At 50.3% G+C, this 18707-nt stretch carries 11 protein-coding genes; 2 read left to right on the top strand and 9 right to left on the bottom strand.

Annotation, left to right across the window (positions count from 1 at the left end):
- Positions 1 to 2 precede the first annotated feature (2 nt).
- From U9S71_RS01625 to U9S71_RS01595, 7 genes are all read right to left on the bottom strand, one after another.
- On the bottom strand, positions 3 to 1403 hold the full coding sequence (locus U9S71_RS01625) for a DUF4998 domain-containing protein (protein WP_326324724.1): 1401 nt from the start codon (positions 1401 to 1403) through the stop codon (positions 3 to 5).
- 81 nt (positions 1404 to 1484) lie between these two features.
- Entirely contained in the window at positions 1485 to 2789 is a 1305-nt protein-coding gene (locus U9S71_RS01620) for a DUF5126 domain-containing protein (protein WP_326324723.1), read from the bottom strand.
- Between the two features lie 40 nt (positions 2790 to 2829).
- Positions 2830 to 4794: a RagB/SusD family nutrient uptake outer membrane protein gene (locus tag U9S71_RS01615; RefSeq protein WP_326324721.1), complete on the bottom strand. Its 1965-nt coding sequence runs from the start codon at positions 4792 to 4794 to the stop codon at positions 2830 to 2832.
- A gap of 29 nt (positions 4795 to 4823) precedes the next feature.
- Positions 4824 to 8048 (bottom strand): SusC/RagA family TonB-linked outer membrane protein, encoded by a 3225-nt coding sequence (locus tag U9S71_RS01610; RefSeq protein ID WP_326324719.1) that lies wholly within the window; start codon positions 8046 to 8048, stop codon positions 4824 to 4826.
- A 423-nt stretch (positions 8049 to 8471) separates the two neighbouring features.
- Positions 8472 to 9833 carry a DegT/DnrJ/EryC1/StrS family aminotransferase gene (locus tag U9S71_RS01605; RefSeq protein WP_326324717.1) on the bottom strand — a complete coding sequence of 454 codons (1362 nt, stop codon included), beginning with the start codon at positions 9831 to 9833 and terminating at the stop codon, positions 8472 to 8474.
- A gap of 23 nt (positions 9834 to 9856) precedes the next feature.
- Positions 9857 to 10699: an N-acetylmuramic acid 6-phosphate etherase gene (locus U9S71_RS01600; protein WP_326324716.1), complete on the bottom strand. Its 843-nt coding sequence runs from the start codon at positions 10697 to 10699 to the stop codon at positions 9857 to 9859.
- Positions 10700 to 10717: 18 nt separating this feature from the next.
- Positions 10718 to 12073: a DegT/DnrJ/EryC1/StrS family aminotransferase gene (locus U9S71_RS01595; protein WP_326324714.1), complete on the bottom strand. Its 1356-nt coding sequence runs from the start codon at positions 12071 to 12073 to the stop codon at positions 10718 to 10720.
- A gap of 467 nt (positions 12074 to 12540) precedes the next feature.
- Between U9S71_RS01595 and U9S71_RS01590 the strand changes: the two genes are divergently transcribed.
- Both U9S71_RS01590 and U9S71_RS01585 read left to right on the top strand, forming a co-directional pair.
- Complete coding sequence (locus tag U9S71_RS01590; protein ID WP_326324712.1) at positions 12541 to 13290, top strand: DeoR/GlpR family DNA-binding transcription regulator; 750 nt, start codon at positions 12541 to 12543, stop codon at positions 13288 to 13290.
- Positions 13291 to 13377: 87 nt separating this feature from the next.
- Positions 13378 to 14373, top strand: a complete 996-nt coding sequence (locus U9S71_RS01585; protein WP_326324710.1) for a sugar phosphate isomerase/epimerase family protein — start codon at positions 13378 to 13380, stop codon at positions 14371 to 14373.
- A 23-nt stretch (positions 14374 to 14396) separates the two neighbouring features.
- Here the strand turns inward: U9S71_RS01585 and U9S71_RS01580 are convergent, their stop codons facing one another.
- On the bottom strand, positions 14397 to 15545 hold the full coding sequence (locus U9S71_RS01580; RefSeq protein WP_326324709.1) for an aldose epimerase family protein: 1149 nt from the start codon (positions 15543 to 15545) through the stop codon (positions 14397 to 14399).
- 142 nt (positions 15546 to 15687) lie between these two features.
- Positions 15688 to 18660, bottom strand: coding sequence for a PVC-type heme-binding CxxCH protein (locus U9S71_RS01575; protein ID WP_326324708.1), 2973 nt, complete (start codon positions 18658 to 18660; stop codon positions 15688 to 15690).
- Between the last annotated feature and the right edge of the window lie 47 nt (positions 18661 to 18707).

The following is an 18707-nucleotide window of genomic DNA, read 5'->3' as shown; positions in this document are numbered from 1 at the left end:
CCTTAATCTACCACCAAAAAGGTTTCCATGACATTAAAGTCGTTAAACACATAAAAATCACCGTCGGCTTCCATGCCATACAATGCCGTACCCACGCTGAATATCTTTTCAAACCGGCCCCAGCCGCTCCCAACCCGACTTCTGGATCCCAGCGTACCACTCACCGAATATGGGACACTCCACAGGTATCCATTCTCATCCACCGCCAACAGCACTTCATGATTGAATACAGTCATTATGCCATATGTTTCGTATCCATCGCCCCGGTTCGTACCGTTGGGTGTACCCCAAGTAGCGTCGTTCCGGGCAACCCAAGTTTGTAGTGCGCCGGCATCGGACCGGGAAAAGAAGAAGCCCCGCGTCGGCAGGAATTGGGGAAAACCAAAGCCTGACCCGAATGTTGCCGCTCCTACCTGACTCAGCGCACCATTTTCAAACTGCACCATGGCTACTCCATTACCTGTGGTTATCCCGATAAACTTATCGTCATCGTAAAAGAAAAAATCCCGGTAGGTTGTCCTGGGTGCGAGCATGGGATACGACGCGGATTGGCTTAATTCTCCATTCGCACCAATGGCATATTCAATCAAATCGCCATTGGCATTCCATTCGTATAACAACTCCCCGTACTTGCCAAAGTACTTGCTTTCCATATTTCCCTGCAGTGCAATTTCCACTCCTTTGTCGGACACCACGGTCGGCCCCTCGAACGTTTGGAAGTCGTTGTAGACCGTGTCAATGCCCTGGGGTGGGAAGAAAACCGTACGGAACTGGAAATCGCCCCCATCGGGAAAGTCGGCCAAGGCCACCTCATTGATGTCTCGCTCAATCTTAACCGTCTTTTCGACCGAGAGATTGTTGATATATGTAATCTCAGAGAACAACACACTGTCTCCTATCGCCGAAGGGGATAAGGTTAGGTTATAAATGGCTTGCTGGTAATCATAGTCAAAGGCCTGCAACCTGCGGGCTCGCAGCCCGTCGCCAAATTCCAAACCCCACACGGACACCGAGGCAGAGGAATAGAGGGAATACTCGCCTCGATCATTCACGTTACGGAACTCAAACAGGGTGCTGCCCTCGGGCAGGTTCTCTAAGATGACTGAATCTTTATATACGCCTGATTCGCTACGAACAACCTCTTTTACGAGGGAATCCTGCCGCATGTTCCAATAGATAATTGTCTGTTCAATCTTGGGGTCGGCACTGATGTACCAAGTGATTTTTGCCCGGCCAAAACCAGGATTGTACTCGATAGAGTCCACTTTCCCCAGATACACCTTCTCCGTCCGCTCGGCATATTCCTGCTGGATATCATTCATTTTGTCGCATGATGACAACACGAAAAGCAAGGATGCTAGAAGCCCCCAGGCCGGGGAGAATAATTTCGTAATCTTTTTCATCAGTTTCTCTTTAATCTTCAATGATCAGCTAACGCCGTAGGCAAACCATCGCCAAAGGCCTTAACATTATCGTTATCCATGTTATTGCTGCTCATTCTGCGCCGCTGCCGTATTATCCCCATAGAACGTTATTTCGCCCATAGAGAAATAATTATTGGAGGGCGGCGGCATGACGCCGGCAGCTTCACGGACGAAAAGCCGGATATACCGCACGGGTTTGGCATCGATTGGCATTTCGTATTCCGTTCCATTGGCCGACAAGTTTAATACACCCTGCGGATCGGGCGGCACCATACGGTCATAGCGGGGAATTTCATGCCAGCCCAGATACTCCCAATCCTCCTTAAAGGTTTGGTCTGGCAGCACCGTTGTGTTGTCCACTCCATGGATCGCGCTGTTACGCACACTGGTCTCATCCAACCAATACGGGCGGTCGGCAAAGCGGTCACCATCGATCTCATCCGTACCCCACAATTCAAATTTTGTGATATTGACCTGCCCATAAACTGAATTAATGTGATAACCGTGGATAACAATACGACTAAGCTTGGCTACCTGCTGCATATCGAAAGTCATGGACAATCCGCTACCCGACGGGTTCGTGAGCCACCCATGCCGACTCGTGTTCACAACGCCATCCCAAAGGGTAGCTGTGGTACGCCCTGACAAATCGGTGGTATTGTCATAGGGGATATTCCCCCGGAAATCCGCATAGGGCTTGGGTATCATCGTTTCATAAAAGGGGGTAACCGTTAGATAGGTCGTGTCAGAAACGTTGCCCCACTTGTCCTCAAAAGAAATGGCAAATGTCGATTCCTCGGGGTCAAAGCCTCTGAATGCGCGGCGCTCCTCTTCCAATGTGGTGAAATACATCTCATCATAATCCACCTCGCCATCCGTCGCCACTTTCATAAACCGTACACCCAATTCCGTTGACTGCGGGTTTTCCCAGCTGGCAACGATACCACCGAAACCGGGTACCATCTCCAGGGAACTAACCCCGATATCGATCAGCGACTCCAGCGGCTCGAACTCGATTTCCACCGGGTCGGACCGTTTCTCCTCCCGGTTGACCTTATACAGTGTCGCTTTTACCCGGTCTACCCGGTGAAAGCCTTCAATGGTCAACAAGTTGGTATGCACGGAAGCCTTTTCGGTATATGTCCGACCGTTCCGCTCGTACTCCGCCATGATATACAAAATGTCCGGGTCATCAGGTATATTGTAACGGATTTCGGCCCCGCCATTGATAGGTGTGATTTCGTACCCTTCTAATGCTTCAGAACCCCAGTCCCCGCCGTCTGGACGCCGGTCATCCAACTCCTTGCATCCGAGGAAGAGACCCAGCACCGAAATGAATATCAGTATTAAGTTATATTTTTTCATTGTAAAACGCTTTAACATGTTACTAATTCTTAAAACATGCCTACCATCCGTAGGTCTGTACCAGATTGGTATTTGTCCGTAGGTCACTTATATGGATCGGGAACAGGTAATCCCGGAACGTAACCTGTCGTCGTATCGTACTGTATACCGTAGGCACATAGAATGCCTCGTCTGAATTATTGACGCCGCCATCGCCCCATCGGGTGGGGGGCAACGTCCAGTACTGCTCGGCAGTTTTCCAACGGCGTATGTCCCAGTAACGTTGCCCTTCAAAGGCCAGCTCAATGAGGCGTTCCTTCTGAATAATCCGGCGCATCTCGTTCTTGTTGCTTGGCGCCTCCGCGTTATATGCTGCTTCCCGCCAGGATTCCACAACCCCTTTCAGCCCTACATGCGCCCGGATCGTATCAATCCAATAATACACCTCGGGATCTGGCTGCGCTTTGATTTCGTTCAGCGTTTCTGCATAGAGCAAGTATAAATCGGCCAGACGGAGCAAGGGGAAATGGTAATTATGTTGCCGGTACGTACGTCCGGTAACTCCCTCGCTTCCGGTGGTTTCGTAAGCATGGATTTTTTTGGGCGTATAGGCAGAGTGCCCCGCAGCCGGGCCGATCTCATTGGGACGGCTCTTGATGAATGGGGCGAAGGTCTTTCCTCCGTCCTCTGTAGTGGAAAGCAATTCAAAAAAGCCACGGTCAAAACCGAGGTTGGCATAAAACCGCGGCTCACGATTAAAGTGCTTGGAGGCTGTTACCTCGCCCGTGGCGATGTAGGCCGCGTGGTTATCCCCCGGCGTAGCACGCCGTGGGTTATTCCGGTTGGCGTAATCAAAAAATCGATCCTCTTCAATGGGCACCCCGTTATTGCTATAAAATAGATTGCCCATATGCCAAGAAGCCGACATGTAATTGATTAGAAGCGGTTGGTCCGTAGCATACAAAAACTGAAAGGTGCTTGCCAGCATGTTGCCTAAAATACTCAATCCAGGCCCGCCTTTACCGTTGGCGAACTGCTCTTGGGTCGCCCAGATTACCCCCGTATTTCGATCGATAGCCTCTGTAATGGACTTGCGGACCGTCATCATGGTCACTAGTGTATCGCTCATCGCAAAGGTACCTGGCTGGGCAAATTTATTGAATTCATAGAGCCGGTAGCCTGCGGCGTGCGCTGCCTCGATAGCAGCCAGTGTCGCCTCCGCTGCCCTTTCCCATTTGGCGGGGTCGTGTATCGACGGAATCAATTGTACACCCCGGTTATCTATCCATCCGGCATAGTCGGGGTTTCCGTTAAACAAGGGGCTAGCGGCCCACGCCAGTACCTTGGCTTTGATACCCAAGGCGATCACCTGCGAAATACGCCCTTGCTCGGCAGATGGGTTCTGAATGGCCAGCGGTAAATCGGGCACGGCTTCGTCGATCAACTCTACAATATAGCTGACCACTTCATCGATCGGTTCACGATACACCATAACCTCCTCAGTGGTGGCACCCAGTGGTATGTTTTCGCGTACAATGACAATAGGCCCATAAAGTTTCATAAGGAAAAAATGATAATATGCCTTCAGGAACTTGGCTTCGGCAATCCATTTTTTCCGTTCCTCCTCATCGATATCCTGGGGGGTGTGTGCGTTTTCCAGGAAAATATTGCAAGCCCGGATCGCTTCGTACATGGGCTTGCCACCATTGCGGCCCGACCAATAATCCAGATAGGGCGTGCTTGCGTTCTGGTTCCCTTGGGAAATCTGGCCAGCAGGCAGGTTGCCCGCCCGCGTGTCCGTCCGCCAGTCATACTCATCGCGGCTGGTGAAATAGGATGGGTAATGGTGCGGATGGGTGGGGTCGGGTTGGTAGGAATACACGGTCCGCAGGAACTTATCCATCACCGAACGGTTCGAAAATGTATGGTCCAGTGTTGCCGTGTCATTCGGTACTACGTCCAGAAAATCACATCCCATCATGCCCATCAGGACAGTGAGTGCTATTATTTTTCTACAACTCTTCATCGTTATATCATATTACTTTTCAGTCCTCGTTAAAAACCAACGCTCACGCCAAGGTTAAACACCCGCTGGAGGGGGTACCCCAAACCGTTACCGGCCATCTCGGGATCCCACATCTTGAAATGCGACCAACGGGCTAAGTTAGTACCGCTGGCATAGACCCGTAAGGAATTGATGTGGTACCGATTCGTAAAGTGCTGCGGTAGCGTATATCCAACTTCTGCCTGTTTAAGCCGAACGAACGCACCGTTTTGAATCCAATAGGTACTCTCATGGTTATTGTTAGCAATGCTGTAATCCGACAACCGGGGCCAGAACGCATAAATGTCCCGGTTGGTTTCAGACCAGTGGTCCTCCGCAATATATTTCAGCAAGCCACGTTGGCCCTGATTGACAAACGGCGTAACAGCAGCCGGTTCGATGAAGAACGACGAGCGGGCGGATCCCTGGAAAAACACACTGACGTCAAACGCCTTGTATCCAAAGGTAAAACCACCCCCATAGATGATCTCCGGTACCGTTGGGTACCCAATTGGCACCATATCATCCTGGTTGACCAGACCGTCCCCGTCGATGTCCTTGTACTTGATATCCCCAGCCAGGTATTGGCCACTGAATTGACTGGGGGAGTTATTCACCTCCTCTTCATCAATAAACAGGCGCTCGGCAATATACCCCATCGGCTGGTTAAGTTTCCTTCCAATAGACGAACGCCAGGGCACATCGCTGTAATCCGCCTCTTCGATGTACTTGTATTTGGCAGTAGCGTATGTAAAATTCGCGTTCATCAACAGCCAAACATCACTGCTGAAGTTCTTCTCGTATTTCATCTCGGTCTCGAAACCCTTACCCGACGCAATGCCGAGGTTGGCCTGCGGAATCGTCCGCAAGCCCATACTGGTTGGTATATCCGGACGTGTCTGAAGGATGTTCTCCCGGGTTTCCCAGAAATAATCCGAATTGAGGGTAAACGCATTATTAAACAAACCGATTTCCAAACCGATATTGGATTTAGTAGCGATTTCCCAGGTAATCAATTCGTTCGCATAACGGTCAATCTGTATACCCGTCCGCCAATAATCGATATTACCGCCCCCGGGTAAGCCAAACCAATATCCTGGCCCGCTCATATTGACCTGGGAAAGGTAAAAGAACCGATCATTGACGTGTCCGATAGCATCGTTCCCTACGCGACCATACGTACCGCGCAACCTCAGGTTCGAGATGAGCTCCTGCGAATTTGACATGAAACGCTCGTTGTGGATCGCCCAGCCAACACCAATGGTAGGAAAAACACCCCATCGGTTTCTCGCAGCAAAACGCTCAGTCCCGTTAATCCCGACATCCACTTGGACGAAATAACGGGAATCGTAACCGTAAGCCACCCGTGCCGCTGTCGAAATATTCCGCATGGGCAGCGAAGCCTGGATCGGATCGGATGTCGCATTGTTGTCGTCATACACCCTCGAAAAATTCAATGTTCCGGTTTCGTTCCGCATGGTTCCGACCACCAAAGCGTTGATGTCGTGTACGTCATTGATCAACTTGTTGTACGACAAACGGAGTTCGCCATATTGCGTCGCATTAACAGACCTTGAATCGCCTGCGTAAATTAAATACTCTGTACCCGTATCCGGATTGAGGGCCTGAAGTCGATAGGAGCCATCAATGGTCGTCATGGGGGTATAGAAAAACGGTCGGTAGTTTCGCTCCAATGCATAATAGGCTTTGCGCATGGCGTTGAACGTTCCCCGGACCGTTAGCCCCTCCAACGCTCCGAGGAACTTGTGTTCCATCTCCAGCTGCAAAAGCATCGTAGATTCTTTCGATTCCTGATTTGAGCTGACAACCTGAGCCAAGGGGTTGACGTATTCGCCGAGCTCTGGCCCCATGCCGAATAAGGTATGCTGCACACCGTTGTAAGTCGCATCGGCCGGATAGTAGGGCAGGAACTTAACTGGAGTAGCATTGCGTGCCCAGTGGAACACAGCGGCACCCCCGGATATGGTCTTCCCCTTGTAATCAGTAGTCCTCGCATTGGGCCCAGTACGGTCGTCAAACGATCCATAGGCACGTACAACCCCGGTCGTATTCGGCGCAAACCGAATGGTCACATTGGAACGGATTTGCAAACGGTCGATGTTGATGTTGTTGTCAAACAGGTTCTTTTCGGTTTCCTTCAAAATACCCTGGTCATTCTGGTAGCCCGCTGCCAAGTAATACTGTACAGACTGCCCCCCGCCAGTGAGATTGAGGTTAACGCGCCGGTTGGTCGCGTGGTCTTTCAGCAGATAGTCGTACCAATCAACGTTGGGGTATCTTATCGGATCCGAACCCCGTTCGGTCTCATAGATATCGCCCAGACGGTGGGGAAGTAACCGCTCCGCGTCCCGGGTACGCACCGCTTCGTTGTGGAGGCGCATGTACGTGATGGGGTCTGCCAACTCAACCAATTTCGTGTTTATGGAAGTCGTCTGCTCGGCCCGGACATTCATGGTCAGCCGATCGGCCTTCCCCACTTTGGTGGTAACCAGGATGACCCCATTGGCGCCGCGCGCGCCGTATAACGCCGCTGCACTGGCATCTTTCAACACAGAAAAAGACTCAATATCATCCACATTCAGCCGAGCCAGATCATTGGTGCTCATCTCGATCCCATCGATCAGGATCAATGGGTCCCGTTTACCCCCGGTACTGAATGTGGTAATCCCCCGGATGAAGAACTCCGCGTTGTCCAACCCCGGCTCGCCCGACCGTTGGTAAGCGATTACACCAGACATCCGGCCTGCAAACGCTTGTGTCAGGTTACTCGAAGGAACGCGCAGCTGCGCAGGATTAATGGTCGAAATTGCACTCACGACGCTTTCTTTTTTCTGCACCGCACCGAAAGCGGTAACGACCACTTCGTCCATGCCCTCGGTTGCTTCTTCCAACGTGACACGGACTTCCTTCAGTCCTCTGATAGGCACTTCCTGCGACACCCACCCTACCGAGCTGATCTCCAATATGACATCGTCATTCGGAACCGTCAACGAGAAGTTGCCATTTAAATCCGAGGCCGTACCAACACTTGTCCCTTTGATCTTGATACTTGCGCCGATTATTCCCGCCTCTTCCGCATTCATAATGCGACCGGTGATTGTTCGCTCCTGCAACCAAGAGGCAACCGGATCGGCACTTACCTTTCCGGCAAGCCACGCAGACGGTAACAAGGCAATCAGTACAAGAACCACACATTTGTAGATTTTACCTTTCATAATTTATAGTTATTGTGGGTTTAAATAGTTATGTAAACCGATGTATCAAACCGGTCGACCTATAATTTGGCTATCGCAAAGCTGTGTATGCGACTAATTGATGTTGTATTTACTTTTCATAATTTATAGCATTTTGAAAATGGATCACCTATCTAAGCTTACCAAGCGCTCCCTGCTTGACTTCCAAGTTTTTAAATGGCCAACCAATCGGTTTCGAATTTTAAAGCGACTACTCCGCGCTCTTTCAACAAACCATACACACAATAAGTAAAACCCTAAAATTCAATATGCGGTTTATAAGCGGTTTTACAACGTAAAAGTAGATAAACTATTTTAATAATGCAATGTTTTTATGATTTTTTTCTCTATTTGCGCAGAAAAAGCGAAATACGAGTCGTAAAACCGCAAAATATCAAAACTCTGTTAGCGTTGTTGGGCAATTCGGGCGGCGTTCCGCTGAATACGCTCCATGGCAAATGCGATTTCTTCCATGTCCGACCGCGGCCCTAAGAGCATATTTTGCGTAAACCATACCGCTTCTTTATCGCAGAGCGCGTCATTTTCGGGGCAATGGTTCCGTCTATTGTATACATCGATATCCAACTCTTCTGCCGTATACATCCGTTTGAAGTTTTTGGTCTGAAAAGCATGGGCTAAATAGGGCATTTTATTCAATGGTGCATATCCGCTGGAACAGGGGATTCCTTCGGCCCGGAGGGCTTCGATAAAGCCTTCCCTGGTCAATCCATGCGATTGGTTCTGTTGGTAGCGGAATGGAAACAAGAAGAATACCGCACGAGTGACGTGATCGTACAATCGATAGGGCATAATACCGGGGATTTCCTTGATTAGGTCGTGCAGGTAATTTGCGTTTTCGGTCCTCACCCTCGTTTCTTCCTCCAAACGCGTCAGTTGGGACAAACCAATAGCTGCTTGGTATTCGGTCAACCTCAGTTTAGTACCCATCATCACCGGCCCATGCGTACCGGGATTGGAAACCGTCCCATAGGGGGTACCAAAATTATGGTAAGAAAAACATCGATCCATGAACCTATCATCATTGCTGACAATCGCGCCGCCCTCGCCTATGGCCATGCTTTTCGAGTTCTGGAAGCTGAAGCATCCCGCATTTCCAAACGTACCTACTTTCTGCCCATTGATTTCGGCAAGCCACGCTTGACAAGCATCCTCCAACACCAATAAGTCGTGCTTGCGGGCTATATCAAGTATGGCTGGCATATCGCAAGGCAACCCCAATATGTGAATCGCCATAATGGCTCTCGTCCGATCAGTAATACGTTCCTCGATTTTAGCCGGATCGATCTGGAATGTCTCCCGATCAACATCCACAAAAATGGGTATGGCCCCTGTGGCCAAAATAGCTGCCGAGCACGCAATAAAAGTATAAGGAGAGAGAATCACTTCATCCCCAGCACCAATACCCAGTTGAACCATCGCGGTAATAAGCGCATTGGTACCGTTCACCACGGTAAGGCAACGCTTTGCCCCAGTGGCATTTGCCCACGCCTGCTCAAACTCAGCTACCACCTTATTCCGTGACCATACGCCGCTCCTCATAACCTCCAACAGCCGTTTTTCATCTGTTTCAGGCTTCCAAAGCGGCCATTTGGCCCATGGCTTGTTCCTTACGGCTTTACCACCCAGGATAGCCGGTTTATCCTGCACCATCGAGGCGTCCATCAACGATGGCGCTAAGGCAATACCAGCCCCCATCATAGCGGTCTTCCCGATAAACCCACGCCTAGACAGTCTGTTGTTTTTCATCTGTTTATTTTTTACTTTTTCAGTTACCAGACGGAGCCTTTGGATTTAACATTGCCTGAAGCCAATGCCGTCAATGCGTTCTTCACACTACCGTGTTCCAACAAAACACGTTTAGCTTCTTCATAATCTTCCAATCCTGATTTCTCCTGAAGCATTCGGACGGCTCTATCCATAATCTTATCATTGATCAATGCCACATGTACCATACTGTTATCCTCTACTCTTCCCAATTGGATCATTGTTGTCGTACTGATGATATCAAAAATCATTTTTTGGGCTGTCCCGCACTTCATACGGGTACTACCGGTAATAAATTCCGGTCCGGTAATCACCTCCACGGGGTAGTCTGATAACGCTGCGATGGGAGAAGACGGGTTACTGACAATACAACCGGTGGTCACCCCTTCGCGTTTACCTGTTTTTAATGACTCATGGACGAAAGGCGTTGTTCCACTCGCTGACACACCCACAAGAATATCCTTGTTGCTCACGCCGGCTTCCACCAACTTCGTCCAACCTTCTTCGCGGTCGTCTTCTTTCTCCTCCCGTGCCTCCGTCAAACGGTTCATACCGCCGGCCAGGATCACATTAAAAACACCTTTATGTATGCCATAGGTTGTAGGCAGTTCAATAATATCCAGTACGGAAAGCCTGCCGCCGCTACCGGCTCCGATGTAGAATAGACGCCCCCCCTGCTTTATTTTATCAACAATAGCCGCAATCAGTTCATTCACCTGGGGCAATGCTTCCCGGATAGCGGGAGCCACCTTTTCATCCTCTCCGTTAATAGATGCAGTGATCTCCTGTATGGATTTCTCCTCCAGGTGTCTATACGAAGAAGGGCTTTCTGTAATACGAATACTCATATCAAATAGCAAAAAAATTCAGACTGCTTTAAGTTCGTTCGCGTATTTTTTTATCTTCATGATCGCTTCGGCAATCTGCTCCATATGCTTACGCGAACTCAACAATACGGTCTGGACAAACCAAACTCCTTGTTCCTCGGCAATGATGTCATTTTGCGGAAATTGATTTTGTTCCAACCAGTTATGCATTTTCTTTTTGCCGTAAATCTTGATGTAATGTCTATTGGTTGCCAGGCTTTTCACATAGTCTCCTTTATTCATCGAGGTGTATCCGGAAGAACAGGGAATGCCTTCGGCCGCGAGTGCTTTCAGGAATTGCGCTCTACTCAATCCGTCGAAATGCTCTTTCAAATACCGGAACATATACAAATGGTATGCAGACCGGTCTGTACCCTCGTAGAGCTTGGCCGGTTCAATACCCGGTATTTCTTCCAGCAGGCTCGTCAGGTATTTCGCATTCTCGTGCCTTAGCCGGGATTGCTCTTCTAAACGGGTCATTTGAGCCAACAACAACCCGCTTTGGAACTCGGTTAGCCTTAAATTGCTTCCACGGGTACCTACCCCGGTACCGTAGGACGTTCCTCTTCCACCCTGGCCCTGATTATGGAAATTATAACAACGTTTTGCGAAGCTTTCATCATTGGTGGTCACCGCTCCGCCTTCGGCACAATTCAGGTTTTTGGAAGATTGGAAACTAAAAGCTCCCGCCAAACCGAACGACCCCACTTTCTTGCCCCGCCATTCCGCCAGATGAGCTTGGCAAGCATCTTCAATGATCGGCAGATTCGTTTTATCACCGATCTCCAAAAAACGATCGATGTTTGCCGGAGACCCACCGATATGTACCGGCATGATGGCTTTCGTATTCGACGTGACAGCACCTTCGACTTTATTCGCGTCGATCTGGAAAGTTTCCACATCGGTGTCGACGAATATCGGCAACGCATAATTCAGCACAATCACGTTGTAGGTTGCTATAAACGTATATATCGGCATAATCACTTCGTCTTCGGGACCGACATCCAGGGCACCGAGGATCGTTGTCAAGGCTGCGGTACCGCTTGATACACCCAGGCTATGGCCAACGCCCAATAGGTTAGCATAGGCCGTTTCGAAATTTGCCGTCACCGCCCCTTGCAGACGCCCCCACTTATTGCTCTTCAACACCGCAACAATAGCATTCTCTTCGGTCTTATCATAAATTGGCCAACGCGAAAATCCGCTCTGCACAGCCTTTGCCCCTCCCAAAAGAGCCGGTTTGCCCCCTTCCCTCTTGGCTATTGCCAAAAGCGGGTATCCACCTAATAAAGCGAATCCCGATCCGATGACTCCTGCCTGGTGAATGAAGCCCCGGCGATTTAACGTATTTTTCATCTGTATATCATTTATTTTTTAATGGTGATGAAGCTATCAGATTTATTCATTCCTCTGTGTGATTGAATAAATCATGATGGTTTCATATTTAAAACGAACTAGGTTTATAAAACTTTTGTGGTTATCAATATTACGAATGTATAGCGTAAAGCGACTCGAAAAACATTGACCTCGATCAGATACCGTCATCAAACCTGCATTTAAACCGCCTACGCATTCCTTTTATGCTGTAAACACAGCGCAATATCAGCAAATAAAACAATACTAACAAATAAAAACGCAAAAAACCCGTAAATAGAATTTCACGATACCGTCACCTCTTACGTATGCCGCCTCCGGGCGTTTGCTTTAACCATTCCAGGTCGTAAATGTCGCAATACTTAAGGAATATGATGTATATTTGCGGATAACCGTAGGTTAACATCAAAATAAATTCTTTTTCGTTCGCTTCACTTTAACCAACCATCATGAGAAAAAACAAAAGACAAGAAATCATTCTTAGGGAGATCGATCTTCATAACAAGGTTTTTTCAGTGGAACTCAGTGAGCAATTGAAAGTATCCGACGACACGATCCGAAGGGACTTGCATGAACTTGCAAAAGACGGTAAAGTCATCAAAGTGCATGGTGGGGCGATCAGCAAATCGTTCGGTTCTCCATTTAACAACGATTCTACGGTTTATGCGCTAGAGGCCAAGCGAAAAATTGCCGAAAAAACCGTCTCACTCATCAAGAATAACATGATTGTGCTCACCGAGGGCGGCACAACCATTACCGAGCTGGCGAAAATCATACCCAATAGCATGAAAGCAACATTCATCACCATAAGCCCCCAAGTCGCGATTACCTTAACCCAGCATGAGAATATAACGGTAATCGGTATTGGCGGCAAGCTCGTTAAGAATGCCAACTTATACACGGGAGCCAGTGTCGTAAACCAACTTTCCGATATCAAAGCAGATTTGTGCTTACTGGGTGCAAACGCATTTTCGTTCGAAGAGGGCCTCACTGATCATGATTGGGAGATTGTACAGGTGAAAAAAGCATTAATACGATCTGCGAAAAAAAGTGCTGTCTTAAGCATCTCTGAAAAACTGAATACGGCAAAATGGCTGAATATATGTGACGCTGCTGCCATAGACTACCTCATTACGGAATTAGATCCCAGCGATTACAATTTGCAAGGCTTTAAGCAAAAAGACATCTCGGTACTGTAATATTAAAGAAAATATCGATTCTTAGCGGAAGCTGTGATTTTTATTTACCGGCTCAAACGTTTACATTAGCTGGATAAAAATCCAACGATGAACAACAGACGTACATTCTTGAAGCAAGCGGGAATAGGCATGGCTGCCGCTTATTTGAGCCCCTCGCTCCTTGCTTCATGCGCACCGCAAAGGAAATCAACGGCCACCCTGACCGAAATCGGTCTGCAGCTCTATACGCTGCGCGACCAAGTGGCCACCAATGCGGTTGCTACCATTGCCCGTGTGGCCGAAATCGGGTACAACCATGTGGAGACCTTCGACGCATTAATCGGTGACGACGGCAAGGTTACATTCTGGGGGCTAGACGCACAGACGTTGTCGTCGCACCTCAGCGACCATCACTTGAAAACATACAGTGGCCATTACGACCTAGGTGCCTTTCTCACACCCGGCGATGGCAACCAAGATGCGCTAAAAGCTTATATCGATACCGCCGCTACGCTGGGGCAACATTACCTGATTGCGCCCGTGCCGCCGATTTTGCTGATTGACACACTAACACCCGATAATTACCGCTTCATGGCCGACCAACTCAATAGCGGTGGCGAACTCGCGGCCAGATCGGGCCTAAAGATTGGCTATCATAATCATTTTTGGGAATTCCGCACGCTCGCCGACGGCAGCAGGGGGATGGATATTCTTCTCGAAAATACCGACAAAGAACTGGTCGCCTTCGAATTGGATTTGTTCTGGAGCGAGAAATCAGAAACAGATAGCGCCGCATATTTCGAGAAATACCCGGGACGCTTTCCCCTCTGGCATATCAAAGATATGGATCAACACCATTCGGAGACCATTATCGGGGGCGATTATGATACGAAGCCGTTCATGGAAATCGTCGACAGCATCACATATGCCGAGGTAGGAACCGGGAGTATCGATTTTAAGCACATCATGGACGAGGCGAAAACAGCGGGCCTGCAATATGCTTTTGTAGAGCAGGATGTCATCATGATACCCCCTTTTGAAAGCATTGCACAAAGCTACCGATACGTCAAAAACGAATTGCTCGAATCATCGGAAACACCCTAGAAAGGGTAATTTACCGAATGAGGTTACCTAAACCGGTACACAGTCTTGGTAGCGTATTCACTGCCTGGCTCTAATACCGTGGACGGGAAATCCGGATGGTTCGGGGCATCGGGAAAATGCTGGGTTTCCAAACAAAACGCCGAGCGGTAGCCGTATACTTTGCCTCCCTTGGCGTGCTGTATGTTATCCATGAAGTTGCCACTATAGAACTGCAAGCCGGGTTCTTCCGTCAGGATATCCATCACAATACCGGTCTTGGGACTTTCTACCGTTGCCACCAGCTGCAGGCCAGGGTCTTTCTTCACCACAAAGTTATGGTCATACCCTCCACCGAGCAACAGCTGCCCATCGGCAGCGTCGATACGCGCACCTATCGCTGTGGGCTGCCGGAAATCAAAGGGAGTGCCTTCAACAGCGGCAATTTCGCCCGTGGGGATCAATGTCTCGTCGACCGGCGTATACCCATCGGCACGCACGGTCAACAGGTGATCCAAGATGGTACTATCACCCTCACCGCTAAGATTGAAATACGCATGGTTGGTTAGGTTGACCACCGTTGCCTTATCCGTTGTTGCATGGTAGGCAAGTTCCAAGCCATTATCTGATGTGACCGTATAAACCACGGTCGCTTCCAGCGTTCCGGGATAACCAGCATCACCATCGGGCGAAAGGTATTGCAACTCAAGGCTGCTGTCGGTCACATGCTTCACTTCCCAAACCTTAGAGAAAAATCCGTTGGTACCGCCATGCAGGGAATTTGGACCATTATTGATTTCCAACTGGTAGTGTTCACCCCCCAGCTCAAATTGGCCTTTGGCAATGCGGTTGCCGTACCGACCTACAACGGCGCCGAAAAACCCATCACCCGGTTGCCGGTATGCTGGCAGACCTTCATAACCCAACACCACGTCAACAAGATCTCCATGTTGATCGGGAACATGCAGGCTCACCACACGGGCCCCGTAATTGGTAATCGCAGCGACCACCTCACCATTGGTCAACGTATACAAGCTAACGGAGTCGCCATCGATCTCAGCTTGGAAATCGGCCGGCGAAACGGTCAAAACAGATGATGCGTCGGTAGCCGACGATTGTTCCTGAGGGGGATTACAAGCCCACACACCCGCTAGGGCGAGGACAACAGCAATGGACTTACTTGCTTTTTCTATCATTATTTTAAAATCAGGTTAGTAATGCCTATTCCACAAAGATAATAGGAAAATCGGCATATAAAACAACCAACTATAATTTTTGTCGCGCGTTGCGCCGCGTACATCAACCTCCCCCCGGGAGAGCTCCAGACCGGCATTCCCGTCATTGCACTACCTGCATCACGCCATGCATGATGCGCCAATGGCCAGGGAAGGTACACACGTACGGATAGTCGCCCGGTGTGTCGGGTACGGTAAGTATCAGCTCGTACCGCCCCTCGGGGTTGACCAGCGGCGTGCTGAACAAAACGTCCGATGTAGAGGGAATATATTGCATTTCCACGCCGTTGGGCTTTTGCGCCAACACATCGGCGGCTGCGCCCACCCGCTCCAAACTGCCGGGCTTCAATACCAGCATATTGTGCTGCATGTGGTCGGGGTTGTCAAAAATGATCTTCAATGTCTGTCCCGCCCTGGCGGTGAAATGGGTGATATCGTACTTCATTTCGCCGATGACAGCCTTAATGGTGATGGTCTGATCAGCCGCACCGGCAACAATATGGTCTTCCAATGACCCGTCGGCATCCGAGTGGGCGGGGCGACCGATCTCCCGGAGATGTTCACCCGCGATTGCTTGTCGATGCGCTGCCCGGGCAATGAGTAACGCATGTGAAATCCATTTATCTTCGGTGTTTTCAGATTGCTGCGCAGCGTCGAAAACCGCCCTGCCGACCTCCGCCGATGGCGCTGCATCCGATAGCGCGAGGAACGCCGCCAAACGCACACGCAGATCGGGATCCCTGGTTACGCCCGCGGCGAGCAATTGCTGCACCACGCCCTCATGGTTAATCGGGAGCGTCTGTACTGCCGCCCGTCGTACACCGGCAGCGGGGTGCTTCAATGCCCCGGCAACCACCGCCAGACTCTCCTGGTCATGGCCATCCAGCAAACCCAATCCATGCAGGGTCCATATCGCGTGTACCGCTGGTCCATTGGTATTCACCTCGTCCAGCGATTCATCTCGGATCAGGTCGTACAGGTCGGCCGCCACTTCGGTGTCGCCCGCCTCGACCAGCAACCGCTGGGCCGTAAGCCGCCAGAACATGTTATCATTCGCCAGTGCATCGACCAATGTGCCCGGCCGATCGGGGTTTAACTTCACAGGCGTGTACCGTTTGGCGTCTTCATGAACCAACCGGTAGATGCGCCCCCTGGTATTGTCACGAAGGGGATCGATGTAAGCATTCCCCTCGCCGTTGTCAAAGCCATCCGGCGTAGGGTTGTGTTGAATAACAAAGTTGTACCAGTCCAATATCCATACAGCGCCATCGGGTCCTACCTTGGCAGCTACCGGTCCGAACCAGTTGTCCGAACTCGCCACCATGTTCCAACCGTCGCCTTTCTCTTTAAACCCAGCGCCTACTGGCTCTAGCACGTGGCGATGCACCAGCCTTCCCGTCGGCTCGGCAATGAATGCCACCCGGTTCCAGTATTCCTCCGGAAACGCACGCGCGGTATACAGGGCATGCCCTGCGGCAGCGGTGAATCCACCATGCACATCTACTTGCCTCAACTCCTTGGTAAGCACATGCATGCCATAATGGCCATCGATCTTTTCAATGCCCCGCTCATGCAGGTTTGCCTTTTCATAATACCGCGCCGGTATGGCGAAGAAGTCGCTATGTTCATTATTGGCCGTGGATATAAAGACATCAAATTCTTCCGAAAAGCCGAGTCCCCATGTGTTGTTTGTGGTACTGCCCAGAAACTCGAAGTGCTCGGCGCCGGGAGCGAATTGATATACCCCTGCGCCGAACTTGAAGGGCTTTCCACCGATGGTACCTTCAAACCCCGAATACCCTACAGTTCCCCATATTTTATTGTCCAACCCGTACTGTAGGTGCGACGGGCCGGCATGCGTATCGAACGTGCCCCAGCCATTGATCAGCACTTCCCGTACGTCGGCCTTGTCGTCGCCGTCGGTATCTTTGAGAAACAAGAATTCGGGTGCCTGCGCAACGATGATACCGCCATTGGCAAAAGTAAACGACGTGGGGATGTTTAATCCTTCGGCAAAAACCGTGAACTTATCCGCCTTGCCGTCGCCGTCGGTATCTTCGCAGATGGTAATGCGGTCATCCCCCACGCTTTTGTCATTACGCACCGTATTGGGGTAATCGACCGTCTCCACAATCCACAACCTCCCCTGCTCATCCCACTCCATGGCGATGGGCTTCCGGATATCGGGCTCGCTGGCAAAAAGCTCCAGTTTGAAGCCAACAGGCACCTGGATCAGCGTCTGCGACTCCTCCGCACTAAGCGGCAGCTGATACCGCGGCGGCGGATCGCGGCGTTCGTAGTTCGGCATACGGCCCTCCTCGTATTGTGGTTGGGCAACGGTATAGGCATCCATCTTGGCCACCGCTTCGTCGCCGACCGCCCAGCGGATACCGCTTTTGATCAGTTGGAGGAAACCGAGATTGCGGAACGTGCGCTCGTCATGACCAAAGGCAGTATAGAACACCCGGCCTTTGCCATACTCTTTCACCCAGGTGTAAGGCTCGCGGCCCGCGCTGTCCATCCGCTCCATCAGCACCACGATATCGTCGGCGATGTGGTCATGTACGTAGGTTTCGTCCCATTCCGTCTCAAAGGCGGTCACCCCCTCCATGGCCGGGTGATCAGGCCTGATCACCTCGGCTGAAAAAGTTCCGCCGCCATGGTGCTTAAACTGCCCCCCGGTCAACGCCACCACCTCCGGTGAATTGCGGAAGCAATAGGAAGCCGAGTGCAGCGGAATAAACCCTTTGCCCGAGGCCACATAATCCAATAATGCCTTTTCCTGCGCAGGGCTAATGGAGTCATGGTTGGCATAGAGAATAAGTCCGTCGTACCGCTTGAGATCCTTACGCGTCAAGTCCTCGGGGTCCACCGAATAGGTAATGTTTATCCCGTCGGGGAAATACTCCTGCGCCAATATACCGGCCAACAACTCCGAATCATGATGTTTACTCGCATGGCCAAGAAAAAACAACTCCAGCCGTCGTGGTCCATCATCGTTATGGCGCTGGCCGCCACAACCCGAAAACAACAACGGGAGCATGACCAACGCAAGTAGCTTCGTTAATTTTTTCATTTTACCGTTCGAATGACATGTATTGGTTTGTAAATGCATATACTCCT

Origin of the sequence: Parapedobacter flavus (genome assembly GCF_035818675.1) — a bacterium.
Taxonomy (GTDB): Bacteria; Bacteroidota; Bacteroidia; order Sphingobacteriales; family Sphingobacteriaceae; genus Parapedobacter; species Parapedobacter flavus.
The sequence above is the reverse complement of the archived record's forward strand: the minus strand, read 5'-3'. Positions and strand labels throughout refer to the sequence as shown.